The following is a 16,418-nucleotide window of genomic DNA, read 5'->3' as shown; positions in this document are numbered from 1 at the left end:
GTCACTCACCGCTTTCGCCTTGCCACGGGGGATGGCCGATCTCGCCGATCCAGTGGCCCGAGGAGGCGGGCCGCGGCTCGGGCGCGGGTTCCCGCGCGGGCTTCTGGGCCGGGTGCTGCGAGGACCCCGGTGCCGGTGCGGATGCCGACGCCTGGGCCGGTTCCGGGGCCGGCTCCGGTTTCGGCGGGGCTCCGGCGCCCGAGCCGTCCCCCGTGTGTACGTCGATGGCGCCGCCGCCCCCGTCGTGGTCGCTGCCCGCCGTTCCCCGGCTGAGGAGCAGCGTGTTGAGCGTCCGGTCGACCTCCAGCCACGAGTCCGCGAAGGAGTTGTCGATCACGATAAGGCCGACGCTCCGGTTGCCCTGGGGCGGCTCCGGCGAATCGTCCTCGTCGTCGTCCTGGGCTGCCACGGGTGCGGGCGGAGTCCCGGCGGACGCCGCGCCGCCGGCGCTCAGCACGCCCACCGCCGCGGCCACGGCGACCCCCGCCGTGGCCGCCCCTCGCGCGAGGGGTCCTGCGTTTCGCTGCCGGTGCCGGCCGGACCCGGGCCGGAAGAGTTTTACGGACATCGGACGACGCGCGGTCAGATCGAAAGCGGCTGACGGATCCGGTGATGCCTGCTGATGTTCTGCTCCAGCAGTTCCGTGGAGCCCTTGACCCCGATGGATCCGGTCTCCGCCGTGTCCGGGAGCCGCCCGTCCGCCAGTTTCAGATCAATCAGCGCTCCGTCGATCGCACCATGCGCGGCGAAAAGGCACGGCGTGCTGTAGATGGCGACATCGACGCCGAGTTCCGTGAGTTCCGAGAGGGAGAGCCGGGGCGATTTCCCGCCCGCGATCTGGTTGAAGAGAAGCGGTTTGTCACCGACGACCGAGCGGATCTTACGAATCCACTCCACACTCCGCACCCCGTCGACGAGAACGACATCCGCGCCGCTCTCCGCGAGCGCCTCGGCCCGGCGGATGATCTCCCCCTCCTCCGTGGCGTCCGTACGCGCCACCACGAGCAGATCCTCCCGGCTGCGCAGCACCAGATCGAGCTTCTCCAGATACTCCTCCAGCGGCAGGATCAGCTTGCCGTCCGCGTGCCCGCACCTGCGGGGACGCTTCTGGTCCTCCAGGATCACCCCGGACGCCCCACTGCGCTCCAGCCGCTGCACCACATGGCAGGCGACCTCCGGATCCACATAGCCGTCGTCGATGTCCACGAGCAGATGGTGCTGCGGGAAGGCCAGCCGGAGCCGCTCCACGAAGGCCACCATGTCGGGCCAGGCGATGAAACCGATGTCGGGCAGTCCGTAATGCGAGGCGGCGAAACCGAAGCCGGAGACGAAGAATCCGTTGTAGTGCTGGGCCGCGATCGATGCCGAGTACATGTCATAGATACCGATGAGAGGCGTGGTGCGCTCCGACGCGACAGCTTCTCGCAGGGTGTTGCCGTAGCTCATGGTTCTCCCTCAATTCAGAACCCGCCCGGTCACGGGTTCAGGCCCTGTCCTGACGGGCAAACATTTACAGAAAACCAAGACTCAGTAAAACGACACACCGGTACAGCCCCAGAAGAGGCAAAATCTAGCCAGTGGGTAATATATGGGTAATGCCTGCGAAACGTTTATGCCCCGTTGAATTCCCTTGTCAGGCAAGGCTTTCGCGCCAGGCGCGGTGCAGGCCCGCGAAACGGCCGGTGCCGGCGATGAGATCGGCGGGGGCGCCGTCCTCGACGACGCGGCCGTGCTCCATCACCAGCACCCGGTCCGCGATCTCGACCGTCGACAGCCGGTGGGCGATCACCACCGCCGTACGCCCGTGCAGGACGGTGTCCATGGCGCGCTGCACCGCCCGCTCGCCCGGGATGTCCAGCGAGCTGGTCGCCTCGTCGAGGATCAGGACCGCCGGGTCGGCGAGCAACGCGCGGGCGAAGGCCACCAGTTGGCGCTGGCCGGCGGAGATCCGGCCGCCCCGTTTCCGTACGTCCGTGTCATAGCCGTCCGGCAGGCCGCTGATGAACTCATGGGCACCGATGGCCCGCGCGGCCTCCTCCATCTCCTCGCGGGTGGCCTCCGGGCGGCCGATGGCGATGTTCTCGGCGACCGTGCCGGAGAACAGGAACGCCTCCTGGGTCACCATCACCACCCCGCGCCGCAGCTCGGGGGTGTCCAGCTCGCGCAGATCGACGCCGTCGAGAAGGACCCGGCCGGCCGACGGGTCGTAGAACCGGGCCAGCAGCTTCGCCAGCGTGGACTTGCCGGCGCCCGTAGAGCCCACGACCGCGACGGTCTGCCCGGCCGGGATCGTCAGATCGAAGCGGGGCAGCACCTCGCCGCCCGTACGGTACGCGAAGCTCACCCCGTCGAAGACGACCTCGCGGCCCGGGAAGCCGCCGCTCGGCGGGGGCAGCGGCCGGGGGTGCTCCGCCTCGGGCACCGAGGGCGTCTGGGCCAGCAGTCCCGCGATCTTCTCCAGCGAAGCGGCCGCGGACTGGTACGAGTTGAGGAACATGCCGAGCCGGTCGATCGGGTCGTACAGCCGCCGCAGATACAGCACGGCCGCGGCCAGCACACCGAGCGCCAGGGTGCCGTCCGCCACCCGGTAGGCGCCCCAGAGCACGATCCCCGCGACGGTGGTGTTGGCGACGAGCCGCGAGCCGACCACATAGCGGGCCATCTCCAGCAGGGCGTCGCCGTTGCTGCGCTCATGGCGGTGGTTGAGCACCCGGAACTCGGCGTCGTTGGCCCGCTCGCGCCGGAACGCCTGCACCGGCCTGATGCCGTTCATCGTCTCCGCGAACTTCACGATGACGGCGGCTATCGCGGTGGAGCGCCGGCCGAAGACCTCGGCCGCGCGCCGCTGGTAGAGCCGTACGAGCAGATACAGCGGTACGAACGAGAGCACGGCCAGCGCGCCGAGCCCCAGGTCCAGCCAGAGCAGCATCGCGCTGATGTAGACGAAGGCCAGGACCACGCCGATGAGTTCCTGGAGGCCCTCGCTGAGCAGTTCCCGCAGGGACTCCACATCGGTGGTCGACCGGGATATCAGCCGCCCCGAGGTGTACCGCTCGTGGAAGTCCACACTCAGCGCCTGGGCGTGGCGGAAGATCCGGCCGCGCAGATCGAGCAGCACGTCCTGGTTGATACGGGCGGAGGCGCGGATGAAGGCGTACTGGAAGCCGCCGGAGCCGGCCGCGCAGAGCGCGTACCCGGCGCCTATCGCGATCAGCGGACCGTGGTCGCCGGTACGGAAGGCGGGCACGCCGCGGTCGATGGCGTACGCGACGAGCAGCGGGCCCGCCTGGGCGGCGGCCTGCTGGAGCAGCAGGAGCAGTGCCGCCACCGCGACCCTGGTGCGCCGGGCGCGCAGCAGTGACCGCAGCAGAGCGCCGGTGGCGCCGGGCGGCGCGGGCAGCGCGTCCTGGCCGAAGGGGTCGTCGGCGGCGAGGGGTGCCGCCTCGGAGGCGGGGCCCGGGCGGACGGAGCCCGCGGGAACGGGCGCCTTCTGGAGCGTGACGGTCTCCGTACCCGTGGCCGGTTCGTCGTCCGGGGCCGGGCCCGTACCCATGGTGCTGGTCGATATGGTCATCGGACGCTCTCCTCAACGACGTCGGCCCCGGCCCCGGTGTCCTCGGCGGCGCCGGGCTCCGGGTCCCGCTCCGCCCCGGACATCAGCCACGCGTACTCCTCGCTGCTCCGCAGCAGTTCCTGATGGGTCCCCACGGCCGCGATCCGCCCGCACGAGATCAGCGCCACCCGGTCGGCGAGCATCACCGTCGACGGACGGTGCGCCACGACCAGCGCGGTGGTGTCCTTGAGCACCTGCCGCAGCGCCCCCTCCACCAGCGCCTCCGTATGGACGTCCAGCGCGGAGAGCGGATCGTCGAGCACCAGGAAGCGCGGCCGGCCGACCACCGCCCTGGCCAGCGCGAGCCGCTGCCGCTGGCCGCCCGAGAGACTGAGCCCCTGCTCGCCCACCTCCGTGCGGGCCCCCTGGGGCAGTGCGCCGACAAAGCCCGCCTGGGCCACGTCCAGCGCCCGCGACAGCGCCTCCTCGTCGGCCTTCTCCGCGCCCATCAGCACGTTCTCCGCGACGCTCGCCGAGAACAGCGTGGGCTCCTCGAAGGCCACCGACACCAGCTCCCGCAGCCGCGGGCGGGGTATCAGCGCGATGTCCTCGCCGTCCAGGGTGATCCGCCCGGAGGTGACCTCGTGCAGCCGCGGAACGAGCGCGGTGAGCGTGGTCTTGCCGGACCCGGTGGCCCCGACCAGCGCCATGGTCTCGCCGGGTCTGATGTGCAGATCGATCCGGTCCAGTACGGCCGGGGAGTCCGGCTCGGCGTCCGGATAGCGGAACGAGACCCCCTCGAAGCGCAGCCCGTCCCCGGCCTCCGGGAGACCGGGTTCCGCGGCCCGGCCCGGCGACGGCTCCGCCTCCTCCTGCACGTCCATCACCTCGAAGAACCGCTCGGTCGCCGTCGCGGACTCCTGGCTCATCGCCAGCAGGAACCCCATCGACTCCACCGGCCACCGCAGCGCCAGCGCCGTCGACAGGAACGCCACCAGCGTGCCCGCCGAGAGCGCGCCGTCCGCGACCTGGACCGTGCCCAGCACCAGTGCCGCGCCGATCGCCAGCTCCGGAATGGTCATGATCAGCGCCCAGATGCCCGCCAGCAGCCGGGCCTTGCCCAGCTCCGTGGCACGCAGCCGCTGCGCCAGGGCCCGGAAGGCGAGTGCCTGGCTGCGGTGGCGTCCGAAGCCCTTGATGATCCGGATGCCGAGCACGCCCTCCTCGACGACCGTCGTCAGATCGCCGACCTGGTCCTGTGCCTGCCGTGCCACCAGGGAGTACTTCGACTCGAAGAGCGAGCAGAGGATGACCAGCGGCACCACCGGCGCCAGCAGCACCACCCCCAGTGACCAGTCCTGGAGCAGCAGAATCACAAAACCCGCCAGGATCGTGGTCGTGTTGACGAGCAGAAAGGTCAGCGGGAAGGCGAGGAACATCCGCAGCAGCATCAGGTCGGTCGTCGCCCGCGAGAGCAACTGGCCGGACGGCCACCGGTCGTGGAACGCGACCGGGAGCCGCTGGAGATGGCGGTACAGATCGGCGCGCATCGCCGCCTCCACCGACGACAGCGGCCGGGCCACCAGCCAGCGCCGGAAACCGAACAGCACCGCCTCGACGATCCCGAGCAGCAGCAGCGCCAGCGCGCCCAGCCAGACGCCCCCCGGGTCCCCGTCGGTGACCGGCCCGTCCACCATCCACTTGAGGACGAGCGGGAACACCAGACTCAGGCACGACGCGACTATCGCGACAAAAGCCGCACTGAACAGCCGCGCGCGCACCGGTCGTACATAGGGCCACAGCCGCAGCAGCGCGCGTACGGAGGACCGGTCCTTGGTGGTTGCATCTGTCTCGGACATCACGAGCGAGCCTACGGTTGACCACTGACATCGCTCATGTGTTTTTCCGCCAGTCGAGTGTGCGCTCCGTCTGTCGTATGTCCATATCAACCGAATGGCTGATGGGCGTTCGAGCGTGATGGCCGATACCCGGAGCCCGCCCCGGAGGCGACTCTCGGGGCATGGCGATTATCGAAGTGAGCGGACTGCGCAAGGAGTACGGGGGCCGGGCCGTCGTGGACGGGGTGTCCTTCGCCGTGGCCGAGGGGGAGATCTTCGGAATCCTCGGCCCCAACGGCGCGGGCAAGACGACGACCGTCGAATGTGTCGAGGGTCTCAGGACCCCCGACGCCGGTACGGTCCGGGTGGCCGGGCTCGATCCGGTCGCCGACCACGAGCAGGTGACGCACCTCCTCGGCGCACAGCTCCAGGAGAGCGAACTCCAGGCGAAGCTGACCGTACGGGAGGCGCTGGAGCTGTACGCGGCGTTCTATCCGAAGCCCGCGGACTGGCGCCCGCTCGCCGAGCGCCTCGGGCTCACCCCCAGGCTGACCACCCGGTTCGCGAAGCTGTCCGGCGGTCAGAAGCAGCGGCTGTCCATCGCGCTCGCCCTGATCGGCGCCCCGCGCGTGGTCATACTCGACGAACTGACCACCGGCCTCGACCCCCGGGCCCGCCGGGACACCTGGAGCCTGATCGAGGAGATCCGGGACTCCGGGGTGACCGTGCTGCTCGTCACCCACTTCATGGAGGAGGCCCAGCGGCTCTGCGACCGTATCGCCGTGATCGACAAGGGGCGGGTCGCGGCGCTGGACTCGCCGGGCGGGCTGATCGCCCGGTCGACCGCCTCCACCGTCATCTCCTTCACCCCCTCGCGCCCGCTCGACGACCGTGAACTGGCCGCGCTGCCGGGGACCGCGTCCATCGAGACCCTCGCGGACCGGATCGTGATCAACGGTACGGACGAGACCGTCAACGCGGTGATCTCACTGCTCGCGCGGCACCGGGTCACGGCCCGCCAGCTCCGGGTCACGGAGGCGTCGCTGGACGACGCGTTCCTCGACCTCACAACGGAATCCGCCGCGGAAGCCACGGGCGCAGGCACCTCCGGAGCGAAGGCCGGAACCAAGGCCGAGGCCAGTCCCGGATCCGCCGCCGGATCCGCCTCGGACACCGGATCCGCCGCCTCCACCGGATCCGCCCCCGTCGCCCCGTACACCCCCGCCGACCGCCCCGAAGAGAGGCACTGACATGTTGTCCCCCGCGTCCGCCGCCGTCCTCAGGACCGAGGCGCGCCTGATGGCCCGCGAACCCGGAATCCTCTTCTGGGTCGTGCTGTTCCCGTCGCTCCTCCTCACGATCCTCGGGCTGATCCCCACCTTCCGCGAGACCGACGCGGCGCTCGGCGGACGCCGGGTCATCGACCTCTATGTGCCGGTCTCCGTGCTGCTCGCGCTGATCATGGCCGGGATCCAGGCCATGCCCCCCGTGCTGACCGGCTATCGCGAGCGGGGCATTCTGCGCCGGATGTCGACCACTCCGGTACGGCCCGCCTCACTGCTCACCGCCCAGCTCGCCCTGCACGGCCTGACCGCGCTCTCCTCGGCCGTGCTGGTGATCGTCGTGGGGCGGCTGGCCTTCGGCGTACGGCTGCCGGAGCAGCTCGCGGGGTACGCGCTCGCACTCGTCCTCACCGCGGCGAGCGCGCTGGCGCTGGGGGGCACGGTCTGCGCGCTGTCCCGTACGCAGAAGATCGCCGGGGCCATCGGCTCGGCCGTGTTCTTCCCCGCGATGTTCACGGCCGGCGTCTGGGTGCCCGTACAGGTGATGCCGGACACCCTGCGGACCATCGTGGAGTTCACGCCCTTCGGCGCCGCCTCGGCCGCGCTCGACGAGGCGATGCGCGGCGGCTGGCCGGGCTGGGCGCACCTCGGGGTGACCGCGCTCTGGGCTGTTCTTCTCACCGGGGCCGCGGCACGCTGGTTCCGCTGGGAGTGAGCGGCACGGGCCACGGGAGCGGGGTCGGATCGGGGGCGGGATCGGATCGGGATCGGATCGGGATCGGGGGAGGGGGAGAGCGATGCGCGAAGTGACGGGCAGTGCCTGGACGACCGGCGCGGGACCGGGCGAGGCCGCTGACCGGCCGGTCCCCGTACCGGTCTCCATCGAGGAGCGCTGGGAGCAGTTCTACCGCTGGGGCCCGTATGTCCTGCTCGGCCTCTCCACCCTGATCGGCGGCGCCGTCGCCGCCGATCTCCCCATGAGCCGCACGGAGATGTACGTGGCGGCGGTGCTCGTTCCGATGGCCGTCGCCCTCCAGCTCTGGTGGGGCCGGATACGGCGGGGCATGCCCGAGCACTCCCCGCCCGGACAGCTCTACTACGGCCTGCGCACCGCCCTCGCGTTCACCCTCACCTGGCTCAACCCCTTCTTCGCGGTCTACGCGGTCCTCGGCTACTTCGACGCCGCTCCCCTCCTGCCCCGGCGCCTGGTCCGCCCCGGGCTGCTGATCACGGCCGTGATCATGGCGGGCTCCAACGCGGGAGGACTGCCGCCCGCCGGCCCTGTCCACTGGATCCTCTTCGCAGGGCTCTTCGGCCTGCACGCCTGTCTCACCCTCGTCTTCGCCCATCTCGGCACCCGGGAGGCCGAGGCGGCCAAGGAGAAGGCCGCGACCATCGCCGAACTGGAGCTGGCCAACGCCCGGCTGGAGCAGGCCCTCACCGAGAACGCGGGCCTCCATGCCCAGCTCCTCGTCCAGGCCAGGGAGGCCGGCGTCGCCGACGAGCGCCGCAGACTCGCCGCCGAGATCCACGACACCATCGCGCAGGGCCTGGCCGGGATCATCGCCCAGCTCCAGGTCGTGCACGCGACCACCGACCCCGCGCTCGCCCGTGACCACCTGGAGCGCGCCGCCGCGCTCGCCCGGCACAGCCTCGGCGAGGCGCGCCGGTCCGTACAGAACCTCAGCCCGGCCGAGCTGGAGAACGACACGCTCCCCGAGGCGCTCAGAAAGACCGTCGCCGCCTGGTCGGAACGGTCCGGCGTCCGGGCGCGGGTCACCGTCACCGGTACGGAGGAGCCCCTGCACGACGAGGTCGCGGCGACCCTGCTCCGTATCGCGCAGGAGGCACTCGCCAACACCGCCCGGCACGCCAAGGCCAGCCGCGCGGGCGTGACCCTCTCGTACATGGGCGACGAGATCAGTCTCGACGTACGGGACGACGGGCGCGGCTTCGACCCGCTCTCCGTGGCACCGCGCTCCGGTACGGGCGGCTTCGGCCTGGACGGTATGCGCGCCCGTGCCGAACGGATCGCCGGGACCGTCACCGTCGAGTCCGAGGAGGGGCAGGGCACGGCCGTCTCGGCTCGCGTACCGTTGGTCCGCCATGGCTGAGCAGCGGACCATCACCCTGATCGTCGTCGACGACCATCCCGTCGTACGGGACGGTCTGCGCGGCATGTTCGAGTCCGCGCCCGGCTTCGAGGTCCTCGGCGAGGCGGCCGACGGTGTCGAGGGCGTCGCGCTCGCCGTCCGGCTCGACCCCGATGTGGTGCTGATGGATCTGCGGATGCCGGGCGGTGGCGGGGTCGACGCGATCGCCGAACTCACGCGCCGGGGCGCCCGCGCCAAGGTCCTCGTCCTCACCACGTACGACACGGACTCCGACACCCTCCCCGCGATCGAGGCGGGCGCCACCGGCTATCTGCTCAAGGACGCGCCCCGCGAGGAGCTGTTCACGGCGGTACGGGCCGCCGCCGACGGGCGTACGGTCCTTTCGCCGGCCGTCGCGTCCCGCCTGGTCTCACGGGTACGCACGCCGGCCGCCGCGGGCCGGGAGCCGCTGTCGGCGCGCGAGCGCGAGGTGCTCGAACTGGTCGCCCGGGGCACCCCGAACAAGGAGATCGCCGCGGAGCTGTTCATCAGCGAGGCGACCGTGAAGACGCATCTCACGCACCTCTACGCCAAGTTGGGGGTCAAGGACCGGGCGGCGGCGGTCGCGGTGGCGTACGAGCGGGGCATCCTGGGCTGACCGGCGCGCGCTGTGCCGTACCGCCTCGGCCGCGCGTGATGCCGTACCGCCCGAGGTCCGCACCGCTCCGAGGTCCGCACCGCCTCAGGCACGCACTCTTCCGTACCGCCCGAGGTCCCTACCGCCTCAAGTCCGCACCCTGAAGAGCAGGACGGAGCGCGCCGGAGCCGTCACCGTCGCCCCCGCCCGGTAGACCGTCCCCGGTGCCCGTGTCTGGTCCTCGCGCGCGGTGTCGACGAGCAGTTCGTACGTCCGTGCCCAGGGGGGTCCGGGCAGGGTGAAGCCGGCCGGCGCGCCCGCCGCGTGCAGGACCGTCAGAAAGCTGTCGTCCGTGATCTTCTCGCCGCGCTCGTTCCGCCCGGGGATGTCCCGCCCGGAGAGGAAGAGCCCGAGCGTCGCGGTCGGCGCGTACCAGTCCTCCTCGGTCATCTCCCTGCCGCGCCGGGTGAACCAGGCCAAGTCCCGCAGCCCGTCCGGCGCTTGGGGCAGGCCGGAGAAGAAGGCGCGGCGGCGCAGGACGGGATGGGCGCGGCGCAGGGCGAGGAGCCGGGTGGTCAGCTCGTACAGACCGCGCGCTCCGTACGGGTCGTTTGCCGGGCCGCCGTACGGGCCGTTCGGTCGGCCGCCGAGCGGTGTGCCGGGCCGGTCGCCGGGCGCGCCGCCGGGCCGGTCGTCCGTCCGGTCGCCGGGCGGGTTCAGCAGTGACCAGTCGACCCAGCTCACCTCGCTGTCCTGGCAGTACGCGTTGTTGTTGCCGCCCTGCGTACGGCCCATCTCGTCGCCCGCGACCAGCATCGGCACGCCGGTCGACACCAGCAGCGTGGTCAGCAGATTGCGGAGCTGGCGGCGGCGCAGGGCGTTGACCGCCGGGTCGTCGGTCTCTCCCTCGGTCCCGCAGTTCCAGGACCGGTTGTGGTCCGTGCCGTCCCGGTTGCCCTCGCCGTTGGCCTCGTTGTGCTTGCGCTCGTACGACACCAGGTCGCGCAGGGTGAAACCGTCGTGCGCGGTCAGGTAGTTGACGGAGGCGTACGGCCGCCGGCCGCCCCACGCGTACAGGTCGCTGGACCCGGAGAGCCGGTAGCCGAGATCCCGTACATCGGGCAGGGCGCCGCGCCAGAAGTCCCGTACGGCGTCGCGGTACCGGTCGTTCCACTCCGTCCACAGCGGGGGGAACGCCCCCACCTGATAGCCGCCGTTGCCCACGTCCCACGGCTCGGCGATCAGCTTCACCCGGCGCAGTACGGGGTCCTGGGCGATCACCGCGAGGAACGGCGACAGCATGTCGACGTCGTGCATCGAGCGCGCCAGGGCCGCCGCGAGGTCGAAGCGGAATCCGTCGACGCCCATCTCCGTGACCCAGTAGCGCAGCGAGTCGGTGATCAGCCGGAGCACCTGGGGCTGGACCACATGGAGGGTGTTGCCGCAGCCCGTGTAGTCGGTGTAGCGGCGGGCGTCCGAGGGCAGCCGGTAGTAGCCGCGGTTGTCGATCCCGCGCAGGGACAGGGTGGGCCCCAGCTCCCCGGCCTCGGCGGTGTGGTTGTACACCACGTCGAGGATGACCTCGATCCCCGCCGCGTGCAGGGCCCGTACCATCCGCTTGAACTCGCCGACCTGCTCGCCGCGGGTGCCGTCCGAGGCGTAGCCGGCGTGCGGGGCGAAGTAGCCGATGGAGTTGTAGCCCCAGTAGTTGTGCAGCCCGCGCCGCAGCAGATGCTCCTCGTGTGCGAACTGGTGTACGGGCAGCAGCTCGACGGCCGTCACGCCCAGCTTCCGCAGATGCGCGATCGCGGCGGGATGCGCGAGCCCGGCGTAGGTGCCGCGGAGCTCCTCCGGAACGCCGGGGTGGAGCTTGGTGAAGCCCCGCACATGGAGTTCGTAGATCACCGAGTCGGCCCAGGGCGTCTTGGGCCGCCGGTCCTCGGCCCACTCGTCGTCGGGCGCGTCCTCGTGGACGACGACGCCCTTGGGGACGTACGGCGCGGAGTCGCGGTCGTCGCGCACGGTGTCGGCGACATTCCGCTGCGGCCAGTCGCGCACATGGCCGTACACCTCGGGGGGCAGCCGGCGGTAGTCGTTCCCGCCGGAGGTGTCGACGGCGCGGGCGTACGGGTCGAGCAGCAGCTTCGACGGATTCCACCGGGCGCCGGTCCAGGGATCCCACCGTCCGTGCACCCGGAACCCGTACCGCTGTCCGGGGCGTACCCCCGGCACGAACCCGTGCCAGATCTCATGCGTCAGTTCGCCGAGCGGCAGCCGCGTCTCGGCGCCGTCGTCGTCGAAGAGACAGACCTCGACGGCATCGGCGCCGCCGGCCCACAGCGCGAAGTTGGTCCCGGAGACCCCGTCGGGTCCGGTACGGAAGCGGGCGCCGAGCGGAGTGGGCGCGCCGGGCCAGACGGGGGGTACGGGCTCCGTGGTGTCCCGGCGCCGCCCGTTGACCCCGTACAGCGGAGAAGCGCCGGGGCGCCGGGTCCGGGCGGACTGAGCGACCCGGCCCGAGCGGTCGTCGAGGGCCGCCGGACCCGGCTGCCCCTCCGAGGCCGGTCCGCCCGCCCGAACAGTCTTGGCGCGTTGCTCCAGTCGGCCGTCCCGCGTGGGTGGACTCTCCTGAGCCGCGCGGGCGGCTCGCTGCTTGCTCGGCCGACGGCCCCGGACCTGGCCGGGCGGACTCTCCACGCCGGGCCGGCTCTCCCGGCTCGTCCTGGCTTCCTGGCCCGTGCCGGCCTCTTGGCTGGTCGCGGCTAGCCGGCCCGTGCCGGCATCCTGGCCCGGCTCGGCCTCCTGTCTCGTCCCGGTCTCTCGGCCCGTCGCGGCCTCCTGGGCCGTCCCGGACTCCCCGCCCGTCCGGCGCTCCTGGCTCGTACCGGTCTCCTGGGCCGTCCCGGTCTCCCGGCTCGTCCGGCGCTCCTGGCTCGGCTCGGTCTCCCGGCCCGTCTCGGCTTCGCGGCTCGTGCTGGCTTCCCGGCCCGGCTCGGCCGGAGTGCCCGCGCCCGAGGCGGGTCCCGGCGTGCCCGTGCCAGGGGCGGTTCCCGGTGCGGCCGTGCCCCGGACGGGCCCCGGTGTCGCGGCGACCGCCTTCCGCGCGCGCTTCGCCGCTTCCTGCTCCGGCTTCCGGTCGGCTGCCTTTGCCACCTGTTCGGCCTCCCGCGGCTCACGGGCCCGCGGGCGGCGCGCGGCGTCCCGGCCGCGGCTGTCCTCGCATGGTCCTCGCAACTGTTGTGCCCGCCAGAGGGCCCGCACTCACGTTTCCCCCCGAGGGGGGTCGTCGTTGGTCGGATCGTGAGACATGTACTGAAACGGGCGAAGCGGGCAGGGGTCGGCGTGGCCGTCACCCTGGCATGGACAGGATTGCTGGCCGGACTGACCGCCGGCCTCACGGGGTGCGCCGACCGGGAAAGGGTGACCGACAGCAAGCCACGGGCACCCCGGGACATCATCCGGATCAGCCCCAAGGACGGCGAGAAGGGTGTCGGCGCGGCCGACCGGGTCGAGGTACGGGTGTCCGCCGGCCGCCTCGAACGGGTCAGGGTCGTCCGGATCGAGGACGCCCGCCCCGCCGAGCTGCCGGGGCGCTTCTCCCCGGACGGCCGCACCTGGACACCCGTAAGGGGCGCGCGGATCGCGCTCGCCGCCAAGTACAGCATCGACGTGGTGGCCGTGGACCGCCTGGGCCGCCGATCCGCCCGGCACAGCACGTTCACGACGGACGTCCCCACCCACCGCTTCACCGGCTACTTCTCGCCGGAGGACGGAGCCACCGTGGGGGCCGGGATGATCGTGTCCTTCGACTTCAACCGGCGGATCCGCGACCGCGCGGCCGTCGAGCGTGCCATCAGAGTCACGTCGGAACCGCCGGTCGAGGTGGTCGGCCACTGGTTCGGCGGCCGGCGCCTCGACTTCAGGCCGGAGACGTACTGGAAGCCCGGCACCGAAGTCACCATCTCCATCGCCCTGCGGGACGTCCAGGCGGCCCCCGGCGTGTTCGGTATCCAGCGCAAGACCGTGGGCTTCACGGTCGGCCGGTCCCAGGTCTCACGTGTCGACGCCCGCAAGCACACCATGGAGGTACGGCGGAACGGCGAGCTGCTCGCGACCCTGCCGATCACCGCGGGCGCGCCCGCCACCACGACGTACAACGGCAAGATGGTCGCGACCGAGCTGTACGACGTCACGCGCATGAACGGCGAGACGGTCGGGTTCGGGGGCGAGTACGACATCGACGACGTACCGCACGCCGTACGGCTGACCACCTCCGGGACGTTTCTGCACGGCAACTACTGGGCGTCGGAGGAGACGTTCGGCTCGGAGAACGTGAGCCACGGCTGTATCGGGCTGGAGGACGTCAGGGGCGGCGCGGCCGACAGCCCGGCGGGCTGGTTCTTCTACCGGACCCTGATCGGCGATGTGGTGGAAGTGGTCAACTCCCCGGACCGCACGGTCGCTCCGGACAACGGGCTCGGCGGCTGGAATCTGACGTGGAAGCGGTGGAAGGCGGGCTCGGCACTCCACTGACCCCGGGCCGCGGCCGTAACACCCCTACGCGTACAGCCCGGATGACCTGCGCCGTCCCGGACTTGTTGGGACGGAACGGTGACATTCGCGTGCTCACCGCGTCGCGTGCGGTGTGATTATCTATCGTGCGCGTGCACTTCAGCGCGCGGGGGTGCGGGCCGTGGCGGGGCCAGGCCGTGCGAGGGGAGACGACCAGAGTGAACGAGCTGCCGATACCGGGCAAGCGGCGGGGACACGGGGGAACGGGGCCGCTGGCCCTGATGCTGGGCGGGCTCCTCCTCGTGGTCACCGCGTGCGGCGGCGGGGGCGGGGCCTCCGGCAAGGACGGGGACAAGAACGACGGCAAGGGCGCCGCGAAGGTACGGAACGCGGCCTCCGTGGCGGTCGTGACCATCGCACCGAAGGACAGTGCCAAGGGCGTCGCGACCACCGGCGCCCTCAAGGTCTCCGCGGCCAAGGGCAAGCTGACCACCGTCACCGTCCAGGACGACAAGGGCAATCCGGTCGAGGGCAAGCTCTCCGCGGACGCCGCCACCTGGGAGCCGCTCCAGCATCTCGCCGGAGCCACCAAGTACAAGGTGCACGCGATCGCCAAGGACGCCGACGGCCGTGAGTCCGCCAAGGACACCACCTTCACCACGCTGGTCCCGAAGAACACCTTCATCGGCCAGTACACGCCCGAGGACGGTTCGACGGTCGGCGTCGGGATGCCGGTCTCGATCAACTTCACCCGGGGCATCACCGCGCCCGAGGCCGTCGAGAACGCCATCACGGTGACGGCCGACCCGCCCGTACCGGTCGAGGGCCACTGGTTCGGCAACGACCGGCTGGACTTCCGGCCCGAGAAGTACTGGGCCGCGGGCACGAAGGTGACGGTCAAGCTCAACCTGGACGGTGTCGAGGGCCGCCCGGGCGTCTACGGCAAGCAGGCCAAGACCGTGTCGTTCACCATCGGCCGCAGCCAGGTCTCCACCGTCGACGCACGGGCCAAGACCATGAAGGTCGTACGGGACGGCAAGCAGATCAGGAAGATCCCGATCACCGCGGGCGCCCCGTCGACCACCACGTACAACGGGCAGATGGTCATCAGCGAGAAGTACGAGGTGACCCGCATGAACGGCGCGACGGTCGGCTTCGGCGGCGAGTACGACATCAAGGACGTTCCGCACGCGATGCGCCTGTCCACCTCTGGCACCTTCGTCCACGGCAACTACTGGGCGCCCCGGAGCACTTTCGGCTCGGCCAATGTGAGCCATGGCTGCGTCGGGCTGCGGGACATCCGGGGCGGCGGGAACAACGGCACCCCGTCGGCGTGGTTCTACAAGAACTCGCTCATCGGCGACGTGGTCGTCGTCAAGAACTCCAAGGACAAGCAGATCGCCCCGGACAACGGCCTCAACGGCTGGAACATGCCCTGGGACGAGTGGACCAAGTAGCTGCACAGCGGCACGCGGAAGCACAACGGACGGACACGGACCCGCGCACGGTGACAGTGCGCCGGGTCCGCTGTCGTTAGCGCCGGTTAGGGCCTCTCGTTTGGATCTTGCTGGGCTCGCGTGCCCTGGCACCGCGCCTCGCCGCGTTGTCGTCAGTCGCCTACGCTCCGCGTGGGCTCCATCCTCCGCCTTGCGATCCACGGCACCAGACCCCGCTCCCTGGTCCAGCCAGATCCAAACGAAAGGCCCTAACCTGCGTCGTATGGCATTCGTGAACCTGGAAGTTTCCGGCGGCGTCGGCACCATCCGGCTCGACCGCCCCCCGATGAACGCGCTGAACACCTCCATTCAGGACCGGCTGCGCGAGCTGGCCGAGGAGGCGGCCCGGCGCGAGGACGTCCGCGCGGTGATCCTCTACGGCGGCGAGAAGGTCTTCGCGGCCGGCGCCGACATCAAGGAGATGCGTGACATGGACCACGCGGCGATGGTCGTACGCTCCCGTGCGCTCCAGGAGTCGTTCACCGCGGTGGCCCGCATCCCCAAGCCCGTTGTCGCCGCGGTCACCGGATACGCGCTGGGCGGCGGCTGCGAGCTGGCTCTCTGCGCCGATTTCCGGATCGCCGCGGACAACGCCAAGCTGGGGCAGCCCGAGATCCTGCTCGGGCTGATCCCCGGCGCGGGCGGCACCCAGCGGCTGGCCCGGCTCGTCGGCCCCTCCCGCGCCAAGGACCTGATCTTCACGGGCCGTCAGGTGGCGGCCGAGGAGGCGCTGTCGATCGGGCTGGTCGACCGGGTCGTCCCGGCGGCCGAGGTGTACGAGCAGGCGCTGGCCTGGGCCGGGAAGCTCGCCCAGGGGCCCGCGCTCGCGCTGCGCGCCGCCAAGGAGTCGGTGGACACCGGTCTGGAGACGGATCTGGAGACGGGCCTCGCCGTCGAACGGACCTGGTTCGCGGGCCTGTTCGCGACGGAGGACCGCGAGCGCGGCATGCGGTCCTTTGTGGAGGAGGGCCCCGGCAAGGCCAAGTTCCTCTGAGGGGCGCCCGGT

At 71.5% G+C, this 16,418-nt stretch carries 11 protein-coding genes and 1 pseudogene; 7 read left to right on the top strand and 5 right to left on the bottom strand.

Going from position 1 to position 16,418, the window contains the following annotated elements; genetic code table 11:
• Position 1: 1 nt before the first annotated feature.
• The 4 genes from KQY30_RS10045 to KQY30_RS10030 form a co-directional block, all read right to left on the bottom strand.
• Positions 2-475 (bottom strand): hypothetical protein, encoded by a 474-nt coding sequence (locus KQY30_RS10045; protein ID WP_217306529.1) that lies wholly within the window; start codon positions 473-475, stop codon positions 2-4.
• A 107-nt stretch (positions 476-582) separates the two neighbouring features.
• The gene (locus KQY30_RS10040; protein WP_217306528.1) at positions 583-1,446 is read right to left on the bottom strand and encodes an oxaloacetate decarboxylase; all 864 of its coding nucleotides are present in this window, start codon (positions 1,444-1,446) and stop codon (positions 583-585) included.
• 187 nt (positions 1,447-1,633) lie between these two features.
• Complete coding sequence (locus tag KQY30_RS10035; protein ID WP_217306527.1) at positions 1,634-3,574, bottom strand: ABC transporter ATP-binding protein; 1,941 nt, start codon at positions 3,572-3,574, stop codon at positions 1,634-1,636.
• Positions 3,571-5,412 (bottom strand): ABC transporter ATP-binding protein, encoded by a 1,842-nt coding sequence (locus tag KQY30_RS10030; protein ID WP_217306526.1) that lies wholly within the window; start codon positions 5,410-5,412, stop codon positions 3,571-3,573. Before KQY30_RS10030 ends, KQY30_RS10035 begins: the two co-directional genes overlap by 4 nt.
• Positions 5,413-5,573: 161 nt before the next feature.
• Between KQY30_RS10030 and KQY30_RS10025 the strand changes: the two are divergent.
• The 4 genes and pseudogenes from KQY30_RS10025 to KQY30_RS10010 form a co-directional block, all read left to right on the top strand.
• A pseudogene (locus tag KQY30_RS10025) lies at positions 5,574-6,473 on the top strand (ABC transporter ATP-binding protein); the annotation flags it as partial.
• Positions 6,474-6,642: 169 nt separating this feature from the next.
• A complete protein-coding gene (locus tag KQY30_RS10020; RefSeq protein WP_217306524.1) occupies positions 6,643-7,389 on the top strand; it encodes an ABC transporter permease in 747 nt (248 codons plus the stop codon).
• Between the two features lie 82 nt (positions 7,390-7,471).
• Positions 7,472-8,788 (top strand): sensor histidine kinase, encoded by a 1,317-nt coding sequence (locus KQY30_RS10015; RefSeq protein WP_217306523.1) that lies wholly within the window; start codon positions 7,472-7,474, stop codon positions 8,786-8,788.
• Positions 8,781-9,425, top strand: coding sequence for a response regulator transcription factor (locus tag KQY30_RS10010; RefSeq protein WP_217306522.1), 645 nt, complete (start codon positions 8,781-8,783; stop codon positions 9,423-9,425). The genes KQY30_RS10015 and KQY30_RS10010 overlap by 8 nt, the downstream gene beginning before the upstream one ends.
• A 126-nt stretch (positions 9,426-9,551) precedes the next feature.
• On the opposite strand, the gene glgX is transcribed toward KQY30_RS10010, so the two are convergent.
• A complete protein-coding gene (gene glgX, locus KQY30_RS10000) occupies positions 9,552-11,873 on the bottom strand; it encodes a glycogen debranching protein GlgX (protein WP_254407562.1) in 2,322 nt (773 codons plus the stop codon).
• A gap of 831 nt (positions 11,874-12,704) precedes the next feature.
• Between glgX and KQY30_RS09995 the strand changes: the two genes are divergently transcribed.
• The 3 genes from KQY30_RS09995 (at position 12,705) to KQY30_RS09985 (ending at position 16,406) form a co-directional block, all read left to right on the top strand.
• Positions 12,705-13,937: an Ig-like domain-containing protein gene (locus KQY30_RS09995; RefSeq protein ID WP_217306521.1), complete on the top strand. Its 1,233-nt coding sequence runs from the start codon at positions 12,705-12,707 to the stop codon at positions 13,935-13,937.
• 260 nt (positions 13,938-14,197) lie between these two features.
• Positions 14,198-15,373 carry an Ig-like domain-containing protein gene (locus KQY30_RS09990; RefSeq protein ID WP_217310952.1) on the top strand — a complete coding sequence of 392 codons (1,176 nt, stop codon included), beginning with the start codon at positions 14,198-14,200 and terminating at the stop codon, positions 15,371-15,373.
• 262 nt (positions 15,374-15,635) lie between these two features.
• A complete protein-coding gene (locus KQY30_RS09985) occupies positions 15,636-16,406 on the top strand; it encodes an enoyl-CoA hydratase/isomerase family protein (protein ID WP_217306520.1) in 771 nt (256 codons plus the stop codon).
• Positions 16,407-16,418: the final 12 nt, after the last annotated feature.

It is taken from the genome of Streptomyces sp. GMY02 (assembly GCF_019056675.1).
Taxonomy (GTDB): Bacteria; Actinomycetota; Actinomycetes; order Streptomycetales; family Streptomycetaceae; genus Streptomyces; species Streptomyces odonnellii.
The sequence above is the reverse complement of the archived record's forward strand: the minus strand, read 5'-3'. Positions and strand labels throughout refer to the sequence as shown.